General features: G+C 70.9%; 17 protein-coding genes. 8 read left to right on the forward strand and 9 right to left on the reverse strand.

Going from position 1 to position 20,473, the window contains the following annotated elements; translation table 11 throughout:
- Positions 1-21: 21 nt before the first annotated feature.
- The 3 genes from ACWFR4_RS27150 to ACWFR4_RS27160 are packed head-to-tail and all read left to right on the forward strand — an operon-like array spanning position 22 to position 2,764.
- Positions 22-687 (forward strand): vWA domain-containing protein, encoded by a 666-nt coding sequence (locus ACWFR4_RS27150; RefSeq protein ID WP_266563463.1) that lies wholly within the window; start codon positions 22-24, stop codon positions 685-687.
- Positions 688-704: 17 nt separating this feature from the next.
- Positions 705-1,796: a protein phosphatase 2C domain-containing protein gene (locus tag ACWFR4_RS27155; RefSeq protein ID WP_453654984.1), complete on the forward strand. Its 1,092-nt coding sequence runs from the start codon at positions 705-707 to the stop codon at positions 1,794-1,796.
- On the forward strand, positions 1,793-2,764 hold the full coding sequence (locus ACWFR4_RS27160) for a hypothetical protein (protein ID WP_453465387.1): 972 nt from the start codon (positions 1,793-1,795) through the stop codon (positions 2,762-2,764). Before ACWFR4_RS27155 ends, ACWFR4_RS27160 begins: the two co-directional genes overlap by 4 nt.
- A gap of 38 nt (positions 2,765-2,802) precedes the next feature.
- On the opposite strand, the gene ACWFR4_RS27165 is transcribed toward ACWFR4_RS27160, so the two are convergent.
- A complete protein-coding gene (locus tag ACWFR4_RS27165) occupies positions 2,803-4,101 on the reverse strand; it encodes an LCP family protein (protein WP_453654986.1) in 1,299 nt (432 codons plus the stop codon).
- Positions 4,102-4,219: 118 nt separating this feature from the next.
- On the opposite strand from ACWFR4_RS27165, the gene ACWFR4_RS27170 reads away from it, so the two are divergent.
- Positions 4,220-4,768, forward strand: coding sequence for an acyl-CoA thioesterase (locus ACWFR4_RS27170; RefSeq protein WP_453465390.1), 549 nt, complete (start codon positions 4,220-4,222; stop codon positions 4,766-4,768).
- Positions 4,769-4,802: 34 nt separating this feature from the next.
- Here the strand turns inward: ACWFR4_RS27170 and ACWFR4_RS27175 are convergent, their stop codons facing one another.
- The gene (locus ACWFR4_RS27175) at positions 4,803-6,275 is read right to left on the reverse strand and encodes an LCP family protein (RefSeq protein ID WP_453465392.1); all 1,473 of its coding nucleotides are present in this window, start codon (positions 6,273-6,275) and stop codon (positions 4,803-4,805) included.
- A 126-nt stretch (positions 6,276-6,401) separates the two neighbouring features.
- Between ACWFR4_RS27175 and ACWFR4_RS27180 the strand changes: the two genes are divergently transcribed.
- Positions 6,402-7,430: a glycosyltransferase family 2 protein gene (locus ACWFR4_RS27180; RefSeq protein WP_453465394.1), complete on the forward strand. Its 1,029-nt coding sequence runs from the start codon at positions 6,402-6,404 to the stop codon at positions 7,428-7,430.
- Between the two features lie 81 nt (positions 7,431-7,511).
- On the opposite strand, the gene ACWFR4_RS27185 is transcribed toward ACWFR4_RS27180, so the two are convergent.
- The 4 genes from ACWFR4_RS27185 to ACWFR4_RS27200 all read right to left on the reverse strand — a co-directional run bounded on the left by ACWFR4_RS27185 (position 7,512) and on the right by ACWFR4_RS27200 (position 13,361).
- The gene (locus tag ACWFR4_RS27185; RefSeq protein WP_453654988.1) at positions 7,512-9,125 is read right to left on the reverse strand and encodes an LCP family protein; all 1,614 of its coding nucleotides are present in this window, start codon (positions 9,123-9,125) and stop codon (positions 7,512-7,514) included.
- A gap of 79 nt (positions 9,126-9,204) precedes the next feature.
- The gene (locus tag ACWFR4_RS27190) at positions 9,205-10,938 is read right to left on the reverse strand and encodes an LCP family protein (protein WP_453462962.1); all 1,734 of its coding nucleotides are present in this window, start codon (positions 10,936-10,938) and stop codon (positions 9,205-9,207) included.
- A 226-nt stretch (positions 10,939-11,164) separates the two neighbouring features.
- A complete protein-coding gene (locus tag ACWFR4_RS27195; RefSeq protein ID WP_453654990.1) occupies positions 11,165-12,478 on the reverse strand; it encodes an LCP family protein in 1,314 nt (437 codons plus the stop codon).
- Positions 12,479-12,605: 127 nt separating this feature from the next.
- Complete coding sequence (locus ACWFR4_RS27200; RefSeq protein ID WP_405480680.1) at positions 12,606-13,361, reverse strand: TIGR03089 family protein; 756 nt, start codon at positions 13,359-13,361, stop codon at positions 12,606-12,608.
- Positions 13,362-13,510: 149 nt separating this feature from the next.
- Here ACWFR4_RS27200 and ACWFR4_RS27205 point away from each other — a divergent pair, with 149 nt between their 5' ends.
- The 3 genes from ACWFR4_RS27205 (at position 13,511) to ACWFR4_RS27215 (ending at position 17,241) form a co-directional block, all read left to right on the forward strand.
- Complete coding sequence (locus tag ACWFR4_RS27205) at positions 13,511-14,878, forward strand: peptidoglycan recognition protein family protein (RefSeq protein ID WP_453654992.1); 1,368 nt, start codon at positions 13,511-13,513, stop codon at positions 14,876-14,878.
- An 83-nt stretch (positions 14,879-14,961) separates the two neighbouring features.
- On the forward strand, positions 14,962-16,044 hold the full coding sequence (locus ACWFR4_RS27210) for a sugar phosphate nucleotidyltransferase (protein ID WP_453462954.1): 1,083 nt from the start codon (positions 14,962-14,964) through the stop codon (positions 16,042-16,044).
- 171 nt (positions 16,045-16,215) lie between these two features.
- Positions 16,216-17,241, forward strand: coding sequence for a DNA-3-methyladenine glycosylase family protein (locus tag ACWFR4_RS27215; RefSeq protein ID WP_453462951.1), 1,026 nt, complete (start codon positions 16,216-16,218; stop codon positions 17,239-17,241).
- 8 nt (positions 17,242-17,249) lie between these two features.
- On the opposite strand, the gene ACWFR4_RS27220 is transcribed toward ACWFR4_RS27215, so the two are convergent.
- From ACWFR4_RS27220 to ACWFR4_RS27230, 3 genes are read right to left on the reverse strand one after another with little or no spacing between them, the layout of a single operon-like run.
- Positions 17,250-18,548 carry a coenzyme F420-0:L-glutamate ligase gene (locus tag ACWFR4_RS27220; RefSeq protein ID WP_453462948.1) on the reverse strand — a complete coding sequence of 433 codons (1,299 nt, stop codon included), beginning with the start codon at positions 18,546-18,548 and terminating at the stop codon, positions 17,250-17,252.
- Positions 18,545-19,504 carry a 2-phospho-L-lactate transferase gene (gene cofD / locus ACWFR4_RS27225; RefSeq protein ID WP_453654994.1) on the reverse strand — a complete coding sequence of 320 codons (960 nt, stop codon included), beginning with the start codon at positions 19,502-19,504 and terminating at the stop codon, positions 18,545-18,547. Before cofD ends, ACWFR4_RS27220 begins: the two co-directional genes overlap by 4 nt.
- 33 nt (positions 19,505-19,537) lie before the next feature.
- A complete protein-coding gene (locus tag ACWFR4_RS27230; RefSeq protein WP_453654996.1) occupies positions 19,538-20,041 on the reverse strand; it encodes a cysteine dioxygenase in 504 nt (167 codons plus the stop codon).
- Positions 20,042-20,473: the final 432 nt, after the last annotated feature.

Genomic DNA, 20,473 nt, shown 5'->3' on the forward strand with positions numbered 1-20,473 from the left:
GCTTTCCGGAGGCACGAGGCCATGCAGATTCTGCCGTTCTACCTGCTGTGCGACGAGTCGGGCTCGATGACGGGGGACCCGATCGAGGCGATCAACAGCGCATTGCCCGAGCTTCACCACGAGATCAGCACCAATCCGACGGTCGCCGACAAGACCCGGTTCTGCCTGATCGGCTTCTCCGACGACGCGAAGGTGCTGCAGCCCCTGGTCGACCTGAGCGACATCGAGGAGGTCCCGGCGCTCGCCGCGGGCGGACTGACGTCGTACGGCGCGGCCTTCCGCGAGCTGCTGCGCTGCGTCGAGGCGGACGTCGCGTCGCTGAAGGCGCAGGGGCACGAGGTGTACCGGCCGGTCGCGTTCTTCCTGTCCGACGGCATTCCGACCGACGACGGCTGGGAGCAGGACCACAAGGACCTGCTCGGCTCGAAGTACGCCCCGAAGATCATCGCGTTCGGGATCGGTGACGCGGAGGCCGCGACGATCGGGCAGGTGGCGAACTTCCGCGCGTTCATGCAGCAGGACTCGACCGTGTCACCGGCGAAGGCCCTGCGGGAGTTCGCGTCCAGCCTGACCCGCTCCATCGTCCGGTCGGCGAGCAGCATCCCGGCCGACGGCGGGAGCGGTTTCACCCTGGCCGTGGACGAGACCGTCCCGGGCTTCTCCACCGTCTCCCTCGACAAGCTGTGAGCGAAGGGCGTACGCGGATGAACGAGAGCGAGGAAGCGGCCCGGCGGCACTGGACGCCGACCGACCCGCACGGCTTCGTGGCGTCGGACGGCGCCCCGACGGTGCGGGCCGACTCCCCAACGGTGCGCGACGACTATGAGCTGCCGGCGCCGGTGCAGGGCGCCGACGGCCCGGACCTCACCTCGTCTCCCGTCCCCGCTCTCGGCGCGCCCGCCCACAGCGGTCCGAAGGCGCCGAGCTATCCGCCGGTCCCGCAGGGACTGCCCGCCGTGGCAGGGGACTTGGCGGCGGCCGTGCTGCCGGACATCGTCCTCGACGGTGCCGCGTACCCGGGACTGAGCGTCCGCGCCGCCTCCGTACGCGGGGACTCCCACCGCTATGCCGGGGAGCCGCGGCAGGACGCGCTGTGCGTGACCCGCATCGGTGGCGACGAGCACGGCGGTGAGCTGCTGATGCTCGCGGTCGCCGACGGAGTGGGCTCGGCCCCGCGCTCGCACGTCGGGTCCAACGAGGCCTGCCGCCTGGCCGCCCGCTACCTCGACCACTCCACGTCCCTGCACGAGGCGATCCGCACCGGCGACGCCGAGCGGTTCCAGCGCACGGCCGACAACGTGGTGCGCCAGATCGGCAACCTGCTGGGTGACCTCGCGTTGCAGCACAGCGAGCACCCGGACGCCTTCGCCACCACGCTGCGGATCCTGTTGGTCCCGCTCGACCCGCGCATACGCACCCGCGGCTTCCTGGCGGTCGGAGACGGCGGCACGGCCCTGCTGAGCCGCGGCTACTGGCACCTGGACGTCGTGGGAGACGCCGACGGCGACAAGGACAGCGACGTCATCGACACGCGCACCGCGGCGTTGCCGCGCGCCCGCTCCGCCGTGACACGCCTGCTCCACGCTCACGCCGGCGACGTCCTCGTCCTCAGCACGGACGGCCTGTCGTCCCCGCTGGCGGGCGACGCCGGTATGCGGGACTTCCTCGCCGAGGCGTGGAACGGCGACGAGGTCCCGGCGCCGGCCGACTTCCTCTGGCAGTTCCAGTACCGGGTCAAGTCGTACGACGACGATCGCACCGCCGTCGTCCTGTGGGAGCACGGGGAGGCGCGGTGACGTTCCACAACGGCGCCGATCTCCCGTACAGCGGGCTCAAGTTGCTCGGCAAGGCAGGGGACGGCGGGCAGGGTGAGGTGCACGCGGTCGGCGGCCCCGGTGACCTGCTCTACAAGAGCTACCGCGAGCCGCACAAGGTCGACGGGTCGTCGCTGGCGGCCCTGGTGGCGTACCGTCAGGCGCTTGCCGCCACCGACAGGGACCGCCTCGACGCGGAGACCGCGTGGCCGCTGTGCCGGGTCCTCGACGCGGGGACGGTCACCGGGTTCCTGATGCGCAGGGCACCGGCGACCACCAACTGGCGTACCCCCAAAGGCGATACGAAGCTCATCGACCTGTCCTACCTGCTCCGTGAGCCCAAGGCGGCCTGGCAGGCCGTGCCGCAGCCCGAGCCGGATGCCCGGCTCGGGATCGCCGTCGCCCTGGCCGGGCTGTTCGGGCGGCTGCACGCGGCGGGGCTCGTGGTCGGTGACCTGTCGCAGGCCAATGTGCTGTGGACCCTCACGCCCGAGCCCGCCGTCTTCCTGCTCGACTGCGACGGCATCCGGCTCGTCGGCCGGCCCGCCGTGCTCGACCAGGCGGACACCCCTGACTGGCACGACCCGCTCGCCCCGGCCGGGACGGCCACCGTCGACAGTGACCGGTACAAGGCGTCACTGATGATCGGGCGGGTGCTGATGCGGGACCCGTACGTGCATCCGGGCCAGCCGATGGCGCCGCTCTCCGGTGTCCTCGACGACCGGCGCGAGGCAGCGGTGCGTAGCCTCTGGGCCCTAGCGGCCGGTCCCTACGGAAGCCGGCCCGACCTCGGGCAGTGGCAGACCGCGCTCGCCGGGCGCGAGACGATCAAGCTGATCGCGGCCGCTCCGGCGCCCCGCCCCGCGGTCGACCGTTCGATGTTCGACACCGCCCGGCGGCGCGGCACGATACAGCTGAACGGCCGGGGAGGACCGGGGCAGCCGGCCTGAGGTGGAGATCCGACCGGCCAACTGCCCCGTCTCTTGCGTCAGTTGCCCGAGACTGTCACGGTCTCGTCGTTCTTGAGCTCGCCCACCAGCTGCTTGACCTTGGTCTTGTCCCAGACGAGGTTGCCGTTGACCGAGCCGGAGACCGGCATGTTCATCGACTTGCCGTCGCCGCCCGTGACGCCCTTCATGGCGAAGAACATCGAGCCCAGGTCCCACAGGCTCATGTCCTTGTCGACGACGAGCGAGTCGAGTCCCGCGCCCATCGTCGGGTAGAGCTTGAACGGGTTCATGACCGTCGACGGGGTGGCCACCTGGTGGGCCAGCGCCGACAGGAACGCCTGCTGGTTCTTGGTGCGCTGGAGGTCGCTCGCCGCGAACGCGTGGCGCGTACGGACGAAGGCCAGGGCCTGCTGGCCGTTCAGCGTCTGCTTGCCCTTCTGGAAGTCGGCTCCGGACCACTTGTCCTTGAAGCCCTCCTTCAGGTTCATCTCGACGCCGCCGACCGCGTCCACGATCTTCGCGAAGCCGCCGAAGCCGATCTCCGCGTAGTGGTCGATGTGCAGCCCGGTGTTGAACTCGACGGTCCGCACGAGCAGTTCGGGGCCGTCCTCCGCGTAGGCGGCGTTGAGCTTCACCTGGCGGCCCTGGTTCGGGTAGAGCTTGCCGGAGTCCGAGCCCTTGTAGGACGGGATGGTGACGTTCGAGTCACGCGGCAGGGAGATCATCGTGCTGCCGTTGTCGCCGGTGTGCAGGATCATCATCGTGTCCGTGCGCTTGCCTTCGGCGGACCCGGTGTGCAGCTTCTTCTTCTCCGCGTCGGACATCCCGGCCCGGCTGTCGGTGCCGACGATGAGGTAGTTCGTGCCCGCGCCGGCCTCGGGCCGCTCTATGACCTTGGAGAGGTCGACGTCACGGTGGAGCTTGGAGTCGGCCCAGAAGTACGTGCCGATGCTCACACCGACGAACACGACGACGAGGGTGAGGACGGCCCACTTGATGCGCCGGCGCCAGTTCGGCCGGGGCCGCGGGGGCGCGTACCCGTCGTCCGGGTCGTTGTCGTTCGGTATGTAGCCGCCGCCGCGGCGCCCGCCGCCATCGCCGTAGACCTGGCCGGTGTTGTAGCCGCTGTCGTACTGGTCCCCGTACCCCTCGCCGTACGAGGGCTGCGCCGGGACCGTGGGCCGGGGCGGCGCGGAGCGGCGGGGGCCGCCGCCCTGTCCGCGCTGCACATGCGGCATCGCGCGGGCGCCCTCGGGGCGCGCGCTGGCACTGCCGCGACCGTAACCGCGGTCGCCGCCGCCCTGACTGTCGCCCCAACCCTCTGGCCAATCGTTCATGGCCCCAGTGTGCAGTCCTCGGCTGTGTGCCCCACAAGGGTGGGTGGCGAATCGGGCCAGGGCTGTTGCAGAGCTGACACAAAGCAGCCCGTGTCCTGCCCGGCATAAGGTGGAGGTCATGACAGACCAGGCCCGCGGCACGGAATCCGAAATTCCGGGTAAGCCGACCTCAGCTTCCCGTACGACGTTGTCGCACATCATGACCCATAACGACACCAACCTGCTCGGAACGGTACATGGTGGCGTGATCATGAAACTGGTCGACGACGCGGCGGGCGCCGTGGCCGGACGGCACTCGGGCGGACCCGCCGTCACCGCCTCCATGGACGAGATGGTCTTCCTGGAGCCGGTGCGTGTGGGCGACCTGGTCCATGTGAAGGCACAGGTCAACTGGACGGGCCGTACCTCCATGGAGGTCGGGGTCCGGGTCCTCGCCGAACGCTGGAACGAGTCGACGCCGGCCCAGCAGGTCGGCTCCGCGTACCTCGTGTTCGCCGCTGTCGACGCCGACGGCAAGCCCCGCTCGCTGCCGCCTGTGCTCCCGGAGAGCGAGCGCGACAAGCGGCGCTACCAGGAGGCCCAGATCCGCCGCCAGCACCGGCTCGCGCGCCGCCGCGCGATCAAGGAACTGCGGGAGCAGCGCGCGGCCGACGGCATCGAGGACTAGGTCCTGGGGTCTTTCGCCTGGAGGCGGCGGGGTGTCAGGCGCACACGACCTGGTCCCCGGTGACCGCCCCGAACTCGCCGTGGCGGTCGTCCTCGGCCCGCACCGCGCGGACCTCCTTGAAGTCGGGGCCCGCCACCACCTTCAGGACCGCACCCTGTCCGTTCACGGCCTGGAGCTGCGCGCCGGGCAGCGCCGTCGCCAGCGCCTTGGCCGACCGGTCCCAGCGCGGGTCGTAGAGAACCACCGTGTGCTGAGCGGTGCGCTGCGCCGCGTTCATCGGCGTACCGCTCGTGCGGAACCCCGTCCCCCGCAGCCCCGCGTCCACCGCCTTGCCGAGACCCGGTGTCATCGTGCCGTTCTCCACCTGGACGCGGATCTGCTGCGGTGCGACGCCGACGACCGTCCCCGTCTTCTTCTGGTGGTGCACAGCGAGCGGCTTGTCCTCGCGCAGCGCCTTGAACAGCTTCCCGGACTTCGCCGGGTCCCACTTCACCGTCGAGCCGATGCCCTGGACCGGGAAGCTGACGTTGCCGATCGGCACGGTCGTGAACTCCGACGACGACGGTGAGAACCCCCGCATCGCCTGCCCGAGCTCGACCATCTGATCCATGCCGAACCCCCGGTCCGCGCGCACGGAGCTGAGCAGGGTGCGAGCCACGTCACGGAACTTGACCGGGTTCAGGAGCACCCCGGACGACGTGGTCTTCGCGATGAGCGCGGCGAGGAAGCGCTGCTGGCGCTGCATCCGGCCCAGGTCGCCCGCCCCGTCGGTGTGCCGGGCGCGCACGTACTGAAGGGCCTGGCCGCCGTCGAGCGTGTGCGTGCCGACGGCCATGTCGAGCCCGGTGTACGAGTCCTTGAGCGGCTTGGCCGTGCAGATCTCCACGCCGCCGAGCACGTCCACCGTCTTCATGAAGCTGGTGAAGTCGACCTCGAGATAGTGGTCGATCTTCACCCCGGTCATGTGCTCGACGGTGCGCACGGTCAGATGGGGCCCGCCCTCCGCATACGCCGCGTTGATCTTCAGCGGGTGCTGCTGGTGCTGCTCGCCCGTCGTCTGGTCGGTGTGCGAGGGGATCTCGGCGTACGAGTCCCGGGGCAGGCTGACGATGCTCGCGCGGTCCCGGTCGGCGGAGAGGTGCACGATCATGATCGTGTCCGTGCAGTGACAGGGCGCGCCGCCCAGCCGGTACTTCTTCTTCTCCGCCGGGGTGATCTTGTCGCGGCCGTCGGTGCCGACGAGCAGCACGTTCGTCCCGTGACCGCCGGAGGGCCGGTTCTTCATGTCCTTGAATGGGTCGACGCGGTTGATCTCGGTGTCGAGCCCGGTGACGACCGCGTGCCCGATCCCGGCGGCCGCGAGGACCGTGACCGAGACCGTCGTCGCCACCCGCATGGCCCACCGAGGCTTCTTCCTCCGTACGGGGACGGGCACGGGGGGACGGCCGCGCTCCTGCCGTGGGGGACGCGGCGGGCGTGCGGGGGAGCGCGTCGGCGGACTGGGCACCTGGGGACACCTCCGAGAAGGTGGGCGTGGGATCGCGAGCACCGTAGGCCGATACGATCTCCTGCCCGCGGTAGTGACCACGGCGGCGCGCGCCGGTGTCCCCCATTAGCGGTAACGTGACGCCTGATGAACGCGAATTCCGACAAGCAGCTTCCGCCCGTATCGGTGATCATGCCCGTCCTCAACGAGGAGCGGCACCTGCGCGGAGCCGTCGAGGCGATCCTGGCGCAGGAGTACGGCGGCGAGATGGAGGTCGTGGTCGCGCTCGGCCCGTCCTCGGACCGCACGGACGAGATCGCCGCGGAGCTCGTCCGCGAGGACCCCCGGGTCCACACCGTGCCGAACCCCACGGGCCGTACGCCCGCGGCGCTGAACGCCGCGATCGAGGCGTCCCGCCACCCCATCGTGGTGCGCGTCGACGGACACGGCATGCTCTCGCCGAACTACATCGCGACGGCCGTCCGCCTCCTGGAGGAGACCGGCGCCCAGAACGTCGGCGGCATCATGCACGCCGAGGGCGAGAACGACTGGGAGGACGCGGTCGCCGCCGCCATGACGTCGAAGATCGGCGTCGGCAACGCGGCCTTCCACACGGGCGGCGAGGCCCAGCAGGCCGAGACCGTGTTCCTGGGTGTCTTCCGGCGCGAGGCTCTTGAGCAGCAGGGCGGCTACAACGTCGAGTTCATCCGCGCCCAGGACTGGGAGCTGAACTTCCGCCTCCGCGAGGCCGGCGGCCTGATCTGGTTCTCGCCCGAACTGAAGGTCTCGTACCGGCCGCGGCCCAGCGTGAAGGCGCTCGCCAAGCAGTACAAGGACTACGGCCGCTGGCGGCACGTCGTCGCCCGCTACCACGCCGGCTCGATCAACCTGCGCTACCTCGCGCCGCCGGTCGCCGTGTGCGCGATCGCCGCGGGTGTCGTCGTGGGCGCGCTCGTGACGCCGTGGGGCTTCGTGATCCCCGGCGGCTACCTGGCTGCCATCGCGGCCGGTTCGGTGCCGGCCGGCAGGGGGCTGCCGCTGAAGGCGCGCCTGCAGATCCCGGTCGCTCTGGCCACGATGCACATGTCGTGGGGCTGGGGCTTCCTGACCAGCCCGCGCTCCCTCGCGAAGAGGGTCATCGCGTCGAGGCGCCCCGCCGTACTCAGCGAGGCGTGAGCTTCTTCCCCGGTCTCCGAGGGGCCGGTCTCCGAGGGGCCGGTCGTTCCGGGGCCGAGTCCGTCGGCCCCGGAACATGCGTCACCAGGTGAAGTTCTTGTTCACCTTCATGCAGGCCTTCGTGTCCGAACCGTTCAGCGCCAGCGCCGTGTCCGGGGTGGTGTCGTCGTCCTTCGAGGACTTCGGGTAGGTGTTCCCCTCCCGCCAGTCGTCGCCCACGACGAGCGTCACCCCGGAGACATCGGTCGACTTCTTCACCGAACTCAGCGGAATGCCGAGGGACTTGGCGACCCGCTGGGCATCGCCCTCCAGATCGACACTGGGGAAGCGGATGACCGTCTTCTCCTCGCTCAGTGACTGCGACTGGTCGGCGGACGCCTTCGTGAAGCCCTTCGCGGTCAGGATCTGCGACACCGTGCTCGCCCGGCCCGACGCCGCGGGCAGCTCCGCCGTCCGCGTGCCGTTCTGCACCTGCACCGCGATCTCGCCGTCGGGCGCCGCCGGATCGTCCGACTCCTTGGGCGGCACCTTCTTCTTGTCCTTGCCGTCCAGGGCCACGTCCTCGCGCACGAGCCGGAACAGCTTCTCCGCGTCGCCCGGCTTCGGGGCCACGCGCGCGCCCACGTACACGAACGGCATCGTCGTCATCGTGATGCGTTTCGGCGCCGGCTTCTTCAGCTCGTTGCTGAGGTCGTAGAGCTTCTTGACCGTGTCGAGGCCCTCGTCGACGCGGAGCGCCTTCGTGGCCTCCTCGGCGAGGCTGCGCAGCTTGCCGGGGTTGGTGATGGTCGCGTTCTCCCGCATCTGGCGCACCATCGAGTTCATGTACATGTGCTGCGCCTTGGTGCGCGCGATGTCGCTGCCGTCCTCGAAGCCGTAGCGCGTCCGCAGCCACTGCAGGGCCTGCTTGCCCTTGACCGGGTGCGTGCCCTTCGCCAGCTTCAGTCCCGAGCCGTGGCCCAGGCTGTCCTTGGAGTGGATGTTGGCGTCCACGCACACCGGTACGCCGCCGATGGCGTCCGCCATGGAGACCACGCCCGCGAAGTCGACCATCATGAAGTGGTCGATGTGGATGCCGGTCAGCAGTTCCCAGGTGGCCACCGTGCAGCCGGGGCCGCCGCGGCCGAGCGACGTGTTCGTCATCTGCCGCCCCACCGTGGCCGGATACTCCGTGCCCGTCTTCGGGTCGGTGCACTTCGGCAGCTTGAGCAGGGTGTCGCGCGGCATGCTCACCACCGACATGTTGCTGCGGTCCGCGGAGAGGTGGACCAGCATCTGCACATCCGCGAGCGGCACGCCGCCGAAGGTCTCCTTGGCGCCGCCGAGCTTCTGGTTGGCCTTGGAGTCCCGCGCGTCCGAGCCGATCAGCAGGATGTTCAGCGGGGTCTGGCCCGCCGCGTTCGGTGTCGGCTTCGCCGCCTGGTGCTCACCGATGTTGAGCTTGTCCGTCTTGATGTTGCTGTTGAGATGCTCGTACCAGAGGTAGCCCGCTCCCGCGGTGCCGACTATCAGTACGGCGAGGGCGATCGAGAACCAGCGCAGTATCCGGTGTTTGCGGCGCCGCGGGCGCGCGCGCCCGCGGCGGTGTCCGCGCGACCTGCCGCCGTCACCCTGTCCCTGTCCCGGTACCCGACCCTGTCCGCCGTCCGGCCCCCCGGCCGCATGCCGACTGTCACGCACACTGCTCTGTCTCATGCCCCACCCTCCCCGCCCCGCCTACACCTCGGCCGCCTCTTGACTGTCTGTTAGACAGTCAAGAGGCGGCCGAGGTTGGTCACTTGGCGCACACAGTCTTGTCCGCCGTCGATTTCTGGATGTCCTCCGGCGCCTTCGACGGGGCGGCGATGGGTGTCCCGGCCCCCTTGAAGTCGGCGCCGAGCGTCAGGATCATCGCCGGCAGGCCCTGGTCGTTCTTCTCGCTCTTGCCGGGCTTCATGGCGGTTGCGGGCAGCCCCATGATGTCGGCGAGCCGGCGTGCCTGGTCGGCCTGGTCCGGCGCGTACTCGAGCGTCGTCTTCGACAGCTTCTTCGGCGCGTTGCCCAGCTGGCTCGACTTGAGGACACCCTCGGTGTTCTGCAGCCAGGTCAGCGTCTGCTGCGCGGCGCCGACGGTCTCGCTGCCGTTGTAGATGTCGACCCGGACCTCGGAGGCGTCGGCGCGGGAGCCCTTGAGCAGCGCGTCCTGCTTCGACTTGGCCGCCTTCTTGTCCTTCGCCACCTCGGTCAGGGACACGTCGTCCCGGATCATCGCGAACAGCGGGTCCGCCTTGGCCGGGTTGACGACGACTGTCGCGTGGACCTTCTCGGCGGGGTTGTCGACCACGGGCAGCGTGGTGAAGGTGATGTTCTTCGGCGGCACCTTCTTCAGCTCCAGGGCCACGTCCTTGAGCTCGCTGAGGCTTCCTATGCCGGTGTCCACCGTGAGTGCCTTGGTCGCAGCCTCGGCCAGGTTCTTCAGCTTGCTCGGGCTGGTGAGCGTGTCGCTGGAGCTCATCTTGCGCATCAGCGATCCGAGGAACTGCTGCTGCTGCTGGATGCGGTCCAGGTCGCCCTGGTTGCCGAAGCTGTGCCGGGTGCGCACGAACGCGAGGGCCTGCTCGCCCTTCACGTTGTGCTTGCCCTTGGACAGCTTCAGATGTGAGTCGGGGTCGTCGACGTCCTTGGCGAGGCAGATGTCCACACCGCCGACCGCCGTCGTCAGCGTCTTGACGGCGTTGAAGTCGGCCATCATGAAGTGGTCGGGCTGGACTCCCGTGATCTCCTTGACCGTTGCCATCGTGCAGCCCGCGTCGCGGCCGCTCTGGCCGAGGCTGGTGTTGAAGCGGGTGTCAGGCGTTCCGTTGATCGTCTTCAGCACCCCGCCCTCCCTCACCTTGCAGGCCGGAATGTCCGTGATGAGGTCGCGCGGGATGCTCAACGCGGTCGCGTTCGAACGGTCCTTGGCCACGTGCAGCAGGATGTTGGTGTCCGCGTGGCCGACGCTGTTCTTGTCGCCGTAGCCCGCGTTGCCCTTGCCGGTGCGCTTGTCCGTGCCGATCAGCAGGATGTTGAACGCCTCGTCCTTGCTGAAGCCGTTCTTCGCACCGACGACGTCCTGCTTGTCGATGTTGCCGTCGAGGTGGCGCAGGTACAGATACGCACCGCCCGCGCCGGCGACCAGGACGAAGGCCATGACGCCGCCCGTCCACAGGAGCGCCTTCTTGCCCTTGGACTTCTTCTTGCCCTTGGACCGGCGCCTGCTGGCCGGCTCCGGCTGCGGGGCCCGCCGCCTGCGCTGGCCGGGTACCTCGCGGCTGTCCTGTTCCTCGCGAGTCCTGCCGTTCTGCCGGTTCTGCCCGGTCTGTCCCCGTTGCCCGGTGGGGCGTTGGGGAGACCTGCGAGGTCCGGGTACGGCCGACTGCCCAGAGGAAGGGTTCAGTCGCAGTTCGTAATCGCCGGTGCTCGGGTTGAGTACCCACTGGTCTGCGGGGTCGATGTCGTCCGCCCGCCCACGGCCTTGCGCGTCCACGGTTGTCTGCATCCTCCGTTGGGGCCACGCGGCGCCTTGTCCCCCTCAAGAAGGCGCTCGGTCAGTCGGTAATCAGTGCGCGACCATCGTTGGCCGGGTGCACCGGATCGCTCACACTATCCGCCCAGTTCAGCGCCACGCGACGGCCGTGACAAATTCCACTCCCCTACAACTGGGCAATCCGTCCTATTTCTTTGGACGTGACGCGAACCCCTTGGGTATCGCTTTACCCGCAGGCATCCTGGGCGGCCGTGTTGCCGCGGAATGTGGGTGCCGGACTGGGGGAGGAACCGGACGAAACGGAGGGGGTGCCGGGCTTCCCGTCGTCATATCCGTCGTGCTCGTACGCCATGTCGTCCGTGTCCGAGCTGTCCTCGCCGGAGCCGTCGGAGGAGCTCTGGGCGGCACTCTCCTTCGGCGTCCTTTTGGCGACCACGACGGGGGCGTCGGTGCGCAATTGCGTGAAGAGCTTTTCGGCCGCGGGCTGGACGAGCTGGTCGCGGTTGGCGTTGTAGATGTAACTGCGCCGCGGCACCGTAAGGAATTGGACGCGTTCGGTCGGAATGTCCCGCATGCCGCGTACGAGGTTGTAGAGGCCGCGCAGACTGGCGAGTCCGGGGTCCGTGGTCAGGGACGAGGTGGCCGCGTCGAGCACGGGGTACAGCTTCGTCGGGTTGAGCAGCACCTGGTTGCTCTGCACCTTGTTCACCAGGGCGCCGAGGAACTGCTGCTGGCGGTCCATCCGGGCGGTGTCGCTGCCGTTGCCGAGGCTCTTGCGGGCCCGCACGAAGCCGAGCGCCTGCTCGCCGTTGAGGGTCTGCTTGCCCGCGGGCAGCTTCAGGTGCGCCGCGGGGTCGTTCATGGGTTCCTTCAGGCAGACCTCGACGCCGTCCGCGGCGTCGACCATGTCCTTGAACCCGCTGAAGTCGACGACCATGTGGTGGTCGACGCGGATGCCGGTGAGCTTCTCGACCGTACGGATCGTGCAGGCCGAACCGCCTTCCTCGAAGGCGTAGTTGAACATCGCGAACATGGGGTCGGCGCGGTTGCCCTTGGGTGTGCGGCAGCTCGGTATGTCCACCATCAGATCGCGGGGCAGCGAGACCGCGATGGCCCTTTTGTGGTCGGCGGATATGTGCAGCAGGATCGTCGTGTCCGAGCGCTGGGTGCCCGAGTCGCGGCCGTACTTGCGGTTGCCGGCGCCGGCTCGCGAGTCGGAGCCGATCAGCAGGATGTTCTGCGCGCCGTGCACGAGCGAGGTGGGCCGCTCCTTCTCGTAGCGGGCGAGTTCGGCGGCCGCGTCGGTGTCCTCGGTGATGTTCCCCTGGAGCTTCTCGTAGACCGCCCAGCCGGTGCCGCCCGCGGCGAGCACCACGACGCCGACGCCGATCGCCGTGTACCGCAGCCAGCGCCGGCGCCGCCGGGCCGTGCCCGCCCCCGTGGGGGACGCCCCCGCGCCCGGCCCGTGCGTGACCGGCCCCACCGCGTCGTCGTCGCCGGGGTGCCGCGGTTCAGGGGGCGTGCCTGCGGATTCGGTCACGTGAGTCCACCCCTCATGACGACGACGGTGCGCAGGTGCGCCCCTTCGACCATCGCCCGGCACGGCGCCCGTGGCCCGGTGGCCCAGGGGTGGACAGGGCCGAACGGGTGACGCCGGCCCGGGTGTCTCAGAGTGCGGTCGTCGAGACCCGCTCGTTCTCCACCCGCTTGGCCAGGGACTCCTGGTCCAGGCCGTCGAGGTGGCGGCACAGGACGACGGAACCGCCGGTGGCGAGCGGCGCGTACAGGCCCGCGCTCAGGCCGCGCCAGGTGTCGTACGGGAGTCCGGACAGCAGGCGCGAGCCGGGCCCTGTCAGGCCGAGGTCCGTGGCGTCGGCCCGCGCCTTCTCGACGACCTCGGCGCCGGTGAGCTCGGCCCCCGCGACGACGAGCGCGGGCTCCTCCGGGTCCACGGGCGCGAACGGGGCGAACCGGTCGCCCTGCCCCGGCACCTCGACCGCATAGTCGGCGAAGCCCTCCGGAGGCTGCGGGAAGCGTCCGCCGAGCGGACGCAGGGCGAGCGCCACCCGTTCGCCGGAGCAGGCGCGCGCCCGCTCCAGCGAGTCGGGGCCGCTGACGACGAGGTCGGCGGCGGCCGGGTCGCCGTCGACGTCGGCGACGACTCCGACCGACGCGCACGCGAGCAGCCACACGGCGCTCTGCCAGTGCGCGGGCAGCAGCAGCGCGAGCCGGTCACCGGGCTGTGCGGCGAGGTCGCCCTGGAGGAGATTGGCGGTCTTGGCCACCCAGTTGGCGAAGGTGGCCACGGACAGTTCGACGCGTTCGCCCGTGGCGTCGTCGTAGAAGGTCACCAGTGGGCGTCCTGGATCGGCGGCGAGCGCGGATCGCAGCAGGTCGGCGGGGGTGCGGTCGGTGGCGTTCACGGGCGCAAGGGTACGCGGGGCGTGCGGCGCCGTGAGGCCGGACGGGGGAACCTCACCGTCGTGTCGGCCCGATGAGCCGTCAATTCCCCTGCCCACCAATGACACTTCCCGATGGACAGATATGTACGGCTATGTCCACGATCGTTGGCATGCGTGGATTCATAGCTTCCTCGATCGGCGTCGCGTGTGCGGCCGCCCTGTCCCTTCCGCTCGCCCTGTCTCCCGGAGCCGGGGCAGCCACGGTCCGTTGGGCCGCCAGAGCCCTGGCCGCCGAAGCCGTCCCCGGCAGCACCCAGTCGCTGCCCCTGTCCTTCCTGCCCCGCGACCGCGGCCTGCGTGCCCCGGGCGAACAGGGTCTGACCCCGCGTGATGTGCGCCCCTTCTCGCTCGTCGGCGTCGTCTGGGACGACCCGGCGGCCGCGCTGGAGGGCCGCGTCCAGGTGCGTACGCGCGCCACGGGCACCGCCCGCTGGTCCGGCTGGCAGGACGTCGAGACCCACAACGATGACCACGCCCCCGACCCCGGCACGGCCGAGGGCGACTCGGGCCGGCTGCGCGGCTCCACGGCCCCGCTGTGGGTCGGCGCCTCCGACGGCGTCGAGGTGCGCGTGCGCCCCCAGGCCGCCCCGGCGCACCGGGACGCCGCGCCCGCCGGATCCGCCGCTCAGGTCCCTCTGCCCAAGGGCCTGCACCTCGAACTGGTCGACCCCGGCGCCGAGCCCCCGCCCGCCGGTGCCCCCGCCGAGGGCTCCCGCACCGGAGCGATGACCGCAGAGTCGGCGGCTGCCTCCGCCGTCAACGCGGACCTGGCCCCGCTCGGCGCGGACGCCATCCCCGCCCTCGGCAAGAAGCAGACCGAGAGCGAACTGATCGCGGCCCGCGGCGGCGAGGCCGACGCGAAGGCCCGCCCCTACATCGGCCCGCGCCCGCGCATCGTCACGCGCAAGGGCTGGGGCGCCGACGAGACCTTGCGCGAGCGCAACTTCGGCTACACCTCGAAGGTCAAGGCGGCCTTCGTTCACCACAGCGCCACGGGCAACAACTACACCTGCTCGCAAGCCCCTTCAGTCATCCGCGGTATCTACCGCTACCACGTGAAGAGCATGGGGTGGCGCGACATCGGCTACAACTTCCTCGTCGACAAGTGCGGCAACATCTACGAGGGCCGTGCCGGTGGCGTGGCGAAGCCGGTCATGGGCGCCCACACCCGCGGGTTCAACACGAACAGCATGGGAGTCGCGGTGCTCGGCACCTTCGGCACCTCGAAGCCGCCGGCCGCCGCGGTGAAGGGCCTCGCCCGCCTGACGGCCTGGAAGCTTGGCCTCTACGGGGTGAATCCGAGCGGTAAGACATATCTCACGTCAGCCGGTGGCAATCTGTACCGCAAGGGAAAGAGCGTACGACTGAACGCGATCTCGGGGCACCGGGACGGCTTCGCGACCGAGTGCCCGGGGCGCCTCCTCTACGACAAACTCGGCACCGCCCGGTCCACATCGGCCAGCCTCCAGGGCCGCTGACGCCCGGCCGCACCGCACAGTCTGCATACACTGGCCGGCCGAAAGGCAGTTCGACCGGCCCCAGCAGGAAGCAGAGACGACAGGTGACAGAAGCGATCCTCCTGGTCGGCGGCAAGGGCACCCGACTGCGACCGCTCACCGTGAACACACCCAAGCCGATGGTCCCGGCGGCGGGCGTCCCGTTCCTCACCCACCAGCTGGCCCGGGCGAGAGCTGCGGGCGTCGAGCACATCGTGCTCGCCACCTCGTATCTCGCCGAGGTCTTCGAGCCGTACTTCGGTGACGGCTCACGCCTCGGACTGCATCTGGAGTACGTCACCGAGGAGGAGCCCCTCGGCACCGGCGGCGCGATCCGCAACGTCGCGTCCCGGCTCCACTCGGGGCCCGACGACCCGGTCCTCATCTTCAACGGCGACATCCTCACCGGCCTCGACATCCGCGCCCTGGTGCACGAGCACGAGACCACCGGCGCGGACGTCTCCCTGCACCTGTCCAGGGTCGAGGACCCGCGGGCGTTCGGCCTGGTCCCCACGGACGCGACAGGCCGGGTCCAGGCCTTCCTGGAGAAGCCCCAGACGCCCGAGGAGATCGTCACCGACCAGATCAACGCGGGCGCCTACGTGTTCCGCCGCTCGGTCATCGACACGATCCCGACGGGCCGCCCCGTCTCCGTGGAACGCGAGACGTTCCCGGACCTGCTGGCGTCAGGCGCCCACCTTCAGGGCATGGTCGACTCCACGTACTGGCTGGACCTGGGCACCCCTCAGGCCTTCGTGCGCGGCTCCGCGGACCTCGTCCTCGGCCGCGCGCCGTCCCCGGCGGTTCCCGGCCGGCGGGGCGACAGCCTCACGCTGCCCACCGCCTCCGTCGCCCCCGGCGTGAAGCTCACGGGCGGCACGGTCGTCTGCGAGAACGCGACGGTCGGCGAGGGCGCCCGCATCTCGGGCAGCGCGATCCTCGCGGGCGCGACGGTCGAGGCGGGCGCGGTCGTCACCGACTCCCTGATCGGCCGCGGCGCCCACGTGGGCGCCCGCACGGTCCTGACGGGCGCGGTGATCGGCGACGGCGCGACGGTCGGCGCGGACAACGAACTCCAGTCGGGCGTACGGGTGTGGTGCGACGCCCGGATCCCGGCGGCGGCGGTGCGCTTCTCCTCGGACCAGTAGGGGCCGGCTCCTCGGACCGGCAGGGCCGGCTCCTCGGACCGGCAGGGCCGGCTCCTCGGACCGGCAGGGCCGGCTCCTCGGACCGGCAGGGCCGGCTCCTCGGACCAGTAGGGGCCGGCGAGCCCGACCCCCTACGCTGCAAGGAGCACCCCACCACCCGACGAGGATCCCTTGGCCGGCCGATATGCCCCCCGCCCCACGCGCACCACGGTGCGTGGCGGCGAGACCGGTGTGCCCAGGGCCGGTGTGCCCCGAGCCGTCGTGCCGCGCCCGGCGACCGAGGCGCACACCCGTCGCTGGACCCCCAAGGGCCCGTTCGACCTGGGCCTGACCCTGGGCCCGCTGCGCCGGGGGCCTGCCGACCCCGCCTTCCGCGTCACACCGGACGGCTCGGTCTGGCGGGCCACCCGCACCCCCGAAGGCCCCGGCACCCTGCGCGTGGCTCTGCGCGGCGGAGTCGCCGAGGCGGAGGCGTGGGGCCCGGGCGCGACCTGGCTCCTTGCCCAACTCCCGGAACTTCTCGGTGAGTCGGACGAGCCCGAGGCGTTCGAGCCGCGCCACAGGCTCCTCGCCCACGCCCACCACTACCGGCCGGGACTGCGCCTGCTGCGTACGGGTCTGGTCATGGAATCGCTGATCCCGTCGATCCTGGAACAGAAGATCACGACGGATGAGGCGTACCGCGCCTGGCGCATGCTGCTCCGTACGTACGGCACCCCGGCGCCCGGCCCCACCGCCGGGCTCGGCCTCCACGTCATGCCGGAGCCGCGCGCCTGGTCGCTCATCCCGTCCTGGGAGTGGCACCGCGCGGGCGTCGACAACAAGCGGGCCTCGACCATCCTGCGGGCCGTCAAGGTGGCCCGGCGTATGGAGGAGGCCGCGGCGATGACCCCGGCCGACGCCCGCGCCCGCCTCGAACTGATCCCTGGCATCGGTCCCTGGACCTCCGCCGAGACGGTCCAGCGCAGCAACGGCGCCGCCGACGCCGTGACGACCGGCGACGTCCATCTGCCCGGCATCGTCGGCTACGCCCTCGCCGGCAACCGCGACGCCGACGACGCGGAGATGCTGCGGCTCCTCGCCCCGTACGAGGAGCAGGGCCAGCGCCACCGCGCGGCCCGCCTCATCCTCCTCAGCGGCCGCACACCCCCGCGCAGACAGCCGAAGATGCGCCGCACGAACATCGCCGACTGGTAGCCGCTCTCCTAACGCACGACCACGAAGTCACCGGCGTCACGCGCCGGGCGCTCGGCAGGGGCGGCGGCCGCGTGTCCCACGGCCACGGCACCCATCGGGTCCCACTCCTGCGGAAGCCCGAGCACCTCGCGTACGACATCGCGGCAGAACATCGTCGACGACACCCACGCGGAGCCGAGCCGCTCACCGGCGAGCGCGACCAGGAAGTTCTGCACGCCCGCACCGGCCGCGACCACGAACATCTCCCGCTCGGCGGCGTCCCGCCGCGCGTGCCCGTACGTGTGCGACCCGTCCATCACCATGCACGGCACGACCAGATACGGCGCCTGGCGCAGCACGTCACCGCGGCGCACGCGCTTGGCGACGGACTCCTCGCTCTTGCCGTCGCGCCGCAGGTCCTCGACCCACGCGTCCCGCATCGCGTCGAGCAGCCGGACCCGCGAGTCCTGCGACTCCAGGAGCACGAACCGCCACGGCGTCGTGTGGTGCGGGGCGGGCGCGGTCACGGCCGCGGCGACCGCGCGCCGTACGGCTCCCGGGTCGACCGGCTCGTCCGTGAACGCCCGCACCGTACGCCGCTGGGTCACGGCCTCCCGCACGGCCTCGGACGTGCCGAGCCGGAACATGTCGTCACGCGCGACGCGCACCAGCTCGCGCGCGCCGGTGCCCTCGCCCACCACGTGCCCGAGCCCGCGCACGACGGCGACGGGCAGCCCGGCGGCCTTGCCCTTCACCAGGTCCCCGGCGGCGGCCAGCTCGTCCGCCGTGGCGACGACGGTGGCGCTGAGCGGATTGCCGTACGCGTCCGTGCCGCCGCGCAGGTCGTCGAGGACGTGCACGCCCGCGGCGCCGATGGCGACGTCGGTCAGGCCGTTGCGCCAGGGGCGGCCGAAGGTGTCCGTGACGACGACCCCGACGTCCACGCCGAGCGCGTCCCGCAGCCCGTCCCGGATCGCCGCGGCCGACGCGTCGGGGTCCTCCGGGAGCAGCAGCACGGTGCCCGCGGGCGTGTTCGACGCGTCCACACCGGCCGCGGCCATGACCAGACCCAGCTTGTTCTCGACGATGCGCAGGGTGCCGCGGCGCGCGACGACCCGTACGGTCTCGGCGTCTATGGCCGCCTCGCGGTCGGTCGCCTCGACGATCCGGCCCTCGGCCTTGCTGACGATCTTCGAGGTGACGAGCAGTACGTCGCCGTCGACGAGGCCGGGCTCGGCGGTGGCGATCAGCTTGGCGAGGTCGTCGCCCTCCCGGACCTCGGGGATGCCGGGGAGCGCCCAGGCGCGGAAGGAGGGAGCGTCACTCACGCGCGGACCTCCTCCGCGAGCGTGAGCGCCTCACGCGCCATCTGCGTCGTCGCGTCCAGGTCGGACATCATCAGCGGCACCGCTCGGCAGCGGATGCCCGCCGCCTTGACGCGCTCCACCGTGCCCGCGTCCACCGTGTCGACGAGCCACCCGTCGAGCAGCCCCGACCCGTAGTGCTCGGCGACCGCGGCCGCCGTCGAGTCGACGCCCACGGCGGCGAGGACCTTGTCGGCCATGCCGCGCACGGGCGCGTCCCCGACGATGGGCGAAAGCCCGACGACGGGCACACCGGCTTCGGCGATGGCCTCGCGGATGCCGGGCACGGCGAGGATGGTCCCGACGCTGACGACGGGGTTGGACGGCGGGAAGAGGATGACGTCCGCTTCGGCGATGGCCTCCAGGACACCCGGCGCGGGCTTGGCCTGCTCGGCGCCGACGGGCACCACCGCGTGCGCGTCCACGGAGGCCCGCAGCTTCACCCAGTACTCCTGGAAGTGCACGGCCCGGCGCTCCCCGTCGAGGGTCACCGCCACATGGGTCTCGACGCGGTCGTCGGACATCGGGATGAGCCGCACGCCGGGCTTCCAGCGCTCGCACAGCGCCTCGGTGACCGCGCTGAGCGGATAGCCGGCGCCCAGCATCTGCGTACGGACGATGTGGGTCGCGAAGTCCCGGTCGCCGAGACCGAACCACTCGGGCCCCACCCCGTACGCGGCGAGCTCCTCCTTGACCAGATACGTCTCGTCCGTACGTCCCCAGCCCTGCTCCTCGTTGATGCCGCCGCCGAGCGTGTACATCACCGTGTCGAGGTCGGGACAGACCTTCAGCCCGAAGAGGTGGATGTCGTCCCCGGTGTTGCCGATGACCGTGATGACCGCGTCGTCCGGTGCCGCCTGCTTGAGACCGCGAAGGAACCGGGCACCACCGATGCCGCCTGCCAGAACCACAATGCGCATGTGCCCAGCATCGCAGGCGGGTACGACAGTTCGTCAGGCGGTCACGGCATCCTGCGTGGCGTCGCTGACGCAGCGGGGGGCGTGCATGGGCATCTCGGTGAGGCCGGGGTAGTACACGTGGAGGCTGACGGCGGGTTCCAGCGCGTCGTTGACGACCTCGTGGACGTAGCCGGGGGCGAAGACGCGCTGTGCGCCGGGCGCGAGGGTGCGGGAGTCACGCTCCGAACGCTCCGTCAACTCGCCCTGGAGGACGGTCAGTATCCCGGAGGAGCGGCCGTGGTCGTGCAGTCCGCTGCCCTGTCCGGGCACCCAGGACAGGAGCCAGACCTCGTAGCCGGGGCCCGTCTGCAGGCGGTGGTACCAGCGGCTGGAGGCGTCGTACTCGACGAGGTGTTCCCACCGGCCGCGGTCGGTGGCGATGGTGCGGGCCAGGCCGGCGAACTCGGCGACGGTGGCCGGGTGCTCGCGGGCGGGCTGGAGCAGGTGGGGTACTTCGAGGATGTCGCCGGCGATCTGGAGGTCGCTGTCGCTGTTCATGGGTATGGGGGTTCCTCGGCGGAGTGCGGTGTGCTGGTGGGTGTCGCTGGACGGCGCCCGGTACAGATGAACTGCCGGGGGAGTGGAGCGAGGGGATTCAGCCGGAGCGCGGTGGGCTCAACAGCTGGGACAGCAACAGCAACAGCGCGCGTGGGCAGCACCGAGGGACCCGGGTCGGGTCACGGAAAGCGCCAAGTTCGCGAGCATGCCCACCAGGACACCGGTTCATTCCTCCCCTGTCAACTAGGTGTCCGGATTGTGGGATATGTTTCACCTCATCCGGTTGCTCTGCCAGGCGAATGGTTTGTGCACCTCCTGGCTCGGACACATGGCGCATCAACCGGGCGTACAAACGCCGTCGCGCTCCCGTGATCCGAATGTGATCAGGAACGCTCCGGCGCCGCTCCCGGAACGAGATCAACGCCCGAGGCG

It is taken from the genome of Streptomyces sp. NPDC055140, assembly GCF_053607285.1.

Excerpts from the sequence above, each read along its gene's own strand:
- ACWFR4_RS27150 (WP_266563463.1), top strand. The coding sequence starts at position 22 with ATGCAGATTCTGCCGTTCTACCTGCTGTGCGACGAGTCGGGCTCGATG.
- ACWFR4_RS27205 (WP_453654992.1), top strand. The coding sequence starts at position 13,511 with ATGCGTGGATTCATAGCTTCCTCGATCGGCGTCGCGTGTGCGGCCGCC.
- ACWFR4_RS27185 (WP_453654988.1), bottom strand. The coding sequence starts at position 9,125 with ATGAGACAGAGCAGTGTGCGTGACAGTCGGCATGCGGCCGGGGGGCCG.
- ACWFR4_RS27230 (WP_453654996.1), bottom strand. The coding sequence starts at position 20,041 with ATGAACAGCGACAGCGACCTCCAGATCGCCGGCGACATCCTCGAAGTA.
- ACWFR4_RS27165 (WP_453654986.1), bottom strand. The coding sequence starts at position 4,101 with ATGAACGATTGGCCAGAGGGTTGGGGCGACAGTCAGGGCGGCGGCGAC.
- cofD (WP_453654994.1), bottom strand. The coding sequence starts at position 19,504 with ATGCGCATTGTGGTTCTGGCAGGCGGCATCGGTGGTGCCCGGTTCCTT.
- ACWFR4_RS27155 (WP_453654984.1), top strand. The coding sequence starts at position 705 with ATGAACGAGAGCGAGGAAGCGGCCCGGCGGCACTGGACGCCGACCGAC.
- ACWFR4_RS27180 (WP_453465394.1), top strand. The coding sequence starts at position 6,402 with ATGAACGCGAATTCCGACAAGCAGCTTCCGCCCGTATCGGTGATCATG.
- ACWFR4_RS27170 (WP_453465390.1), top strand. The coding sequence starts at position 4,220 with ATGACAGACCAGGCCCGCGGCACGGAATCCGAAATTCCGGGTAAGCCG.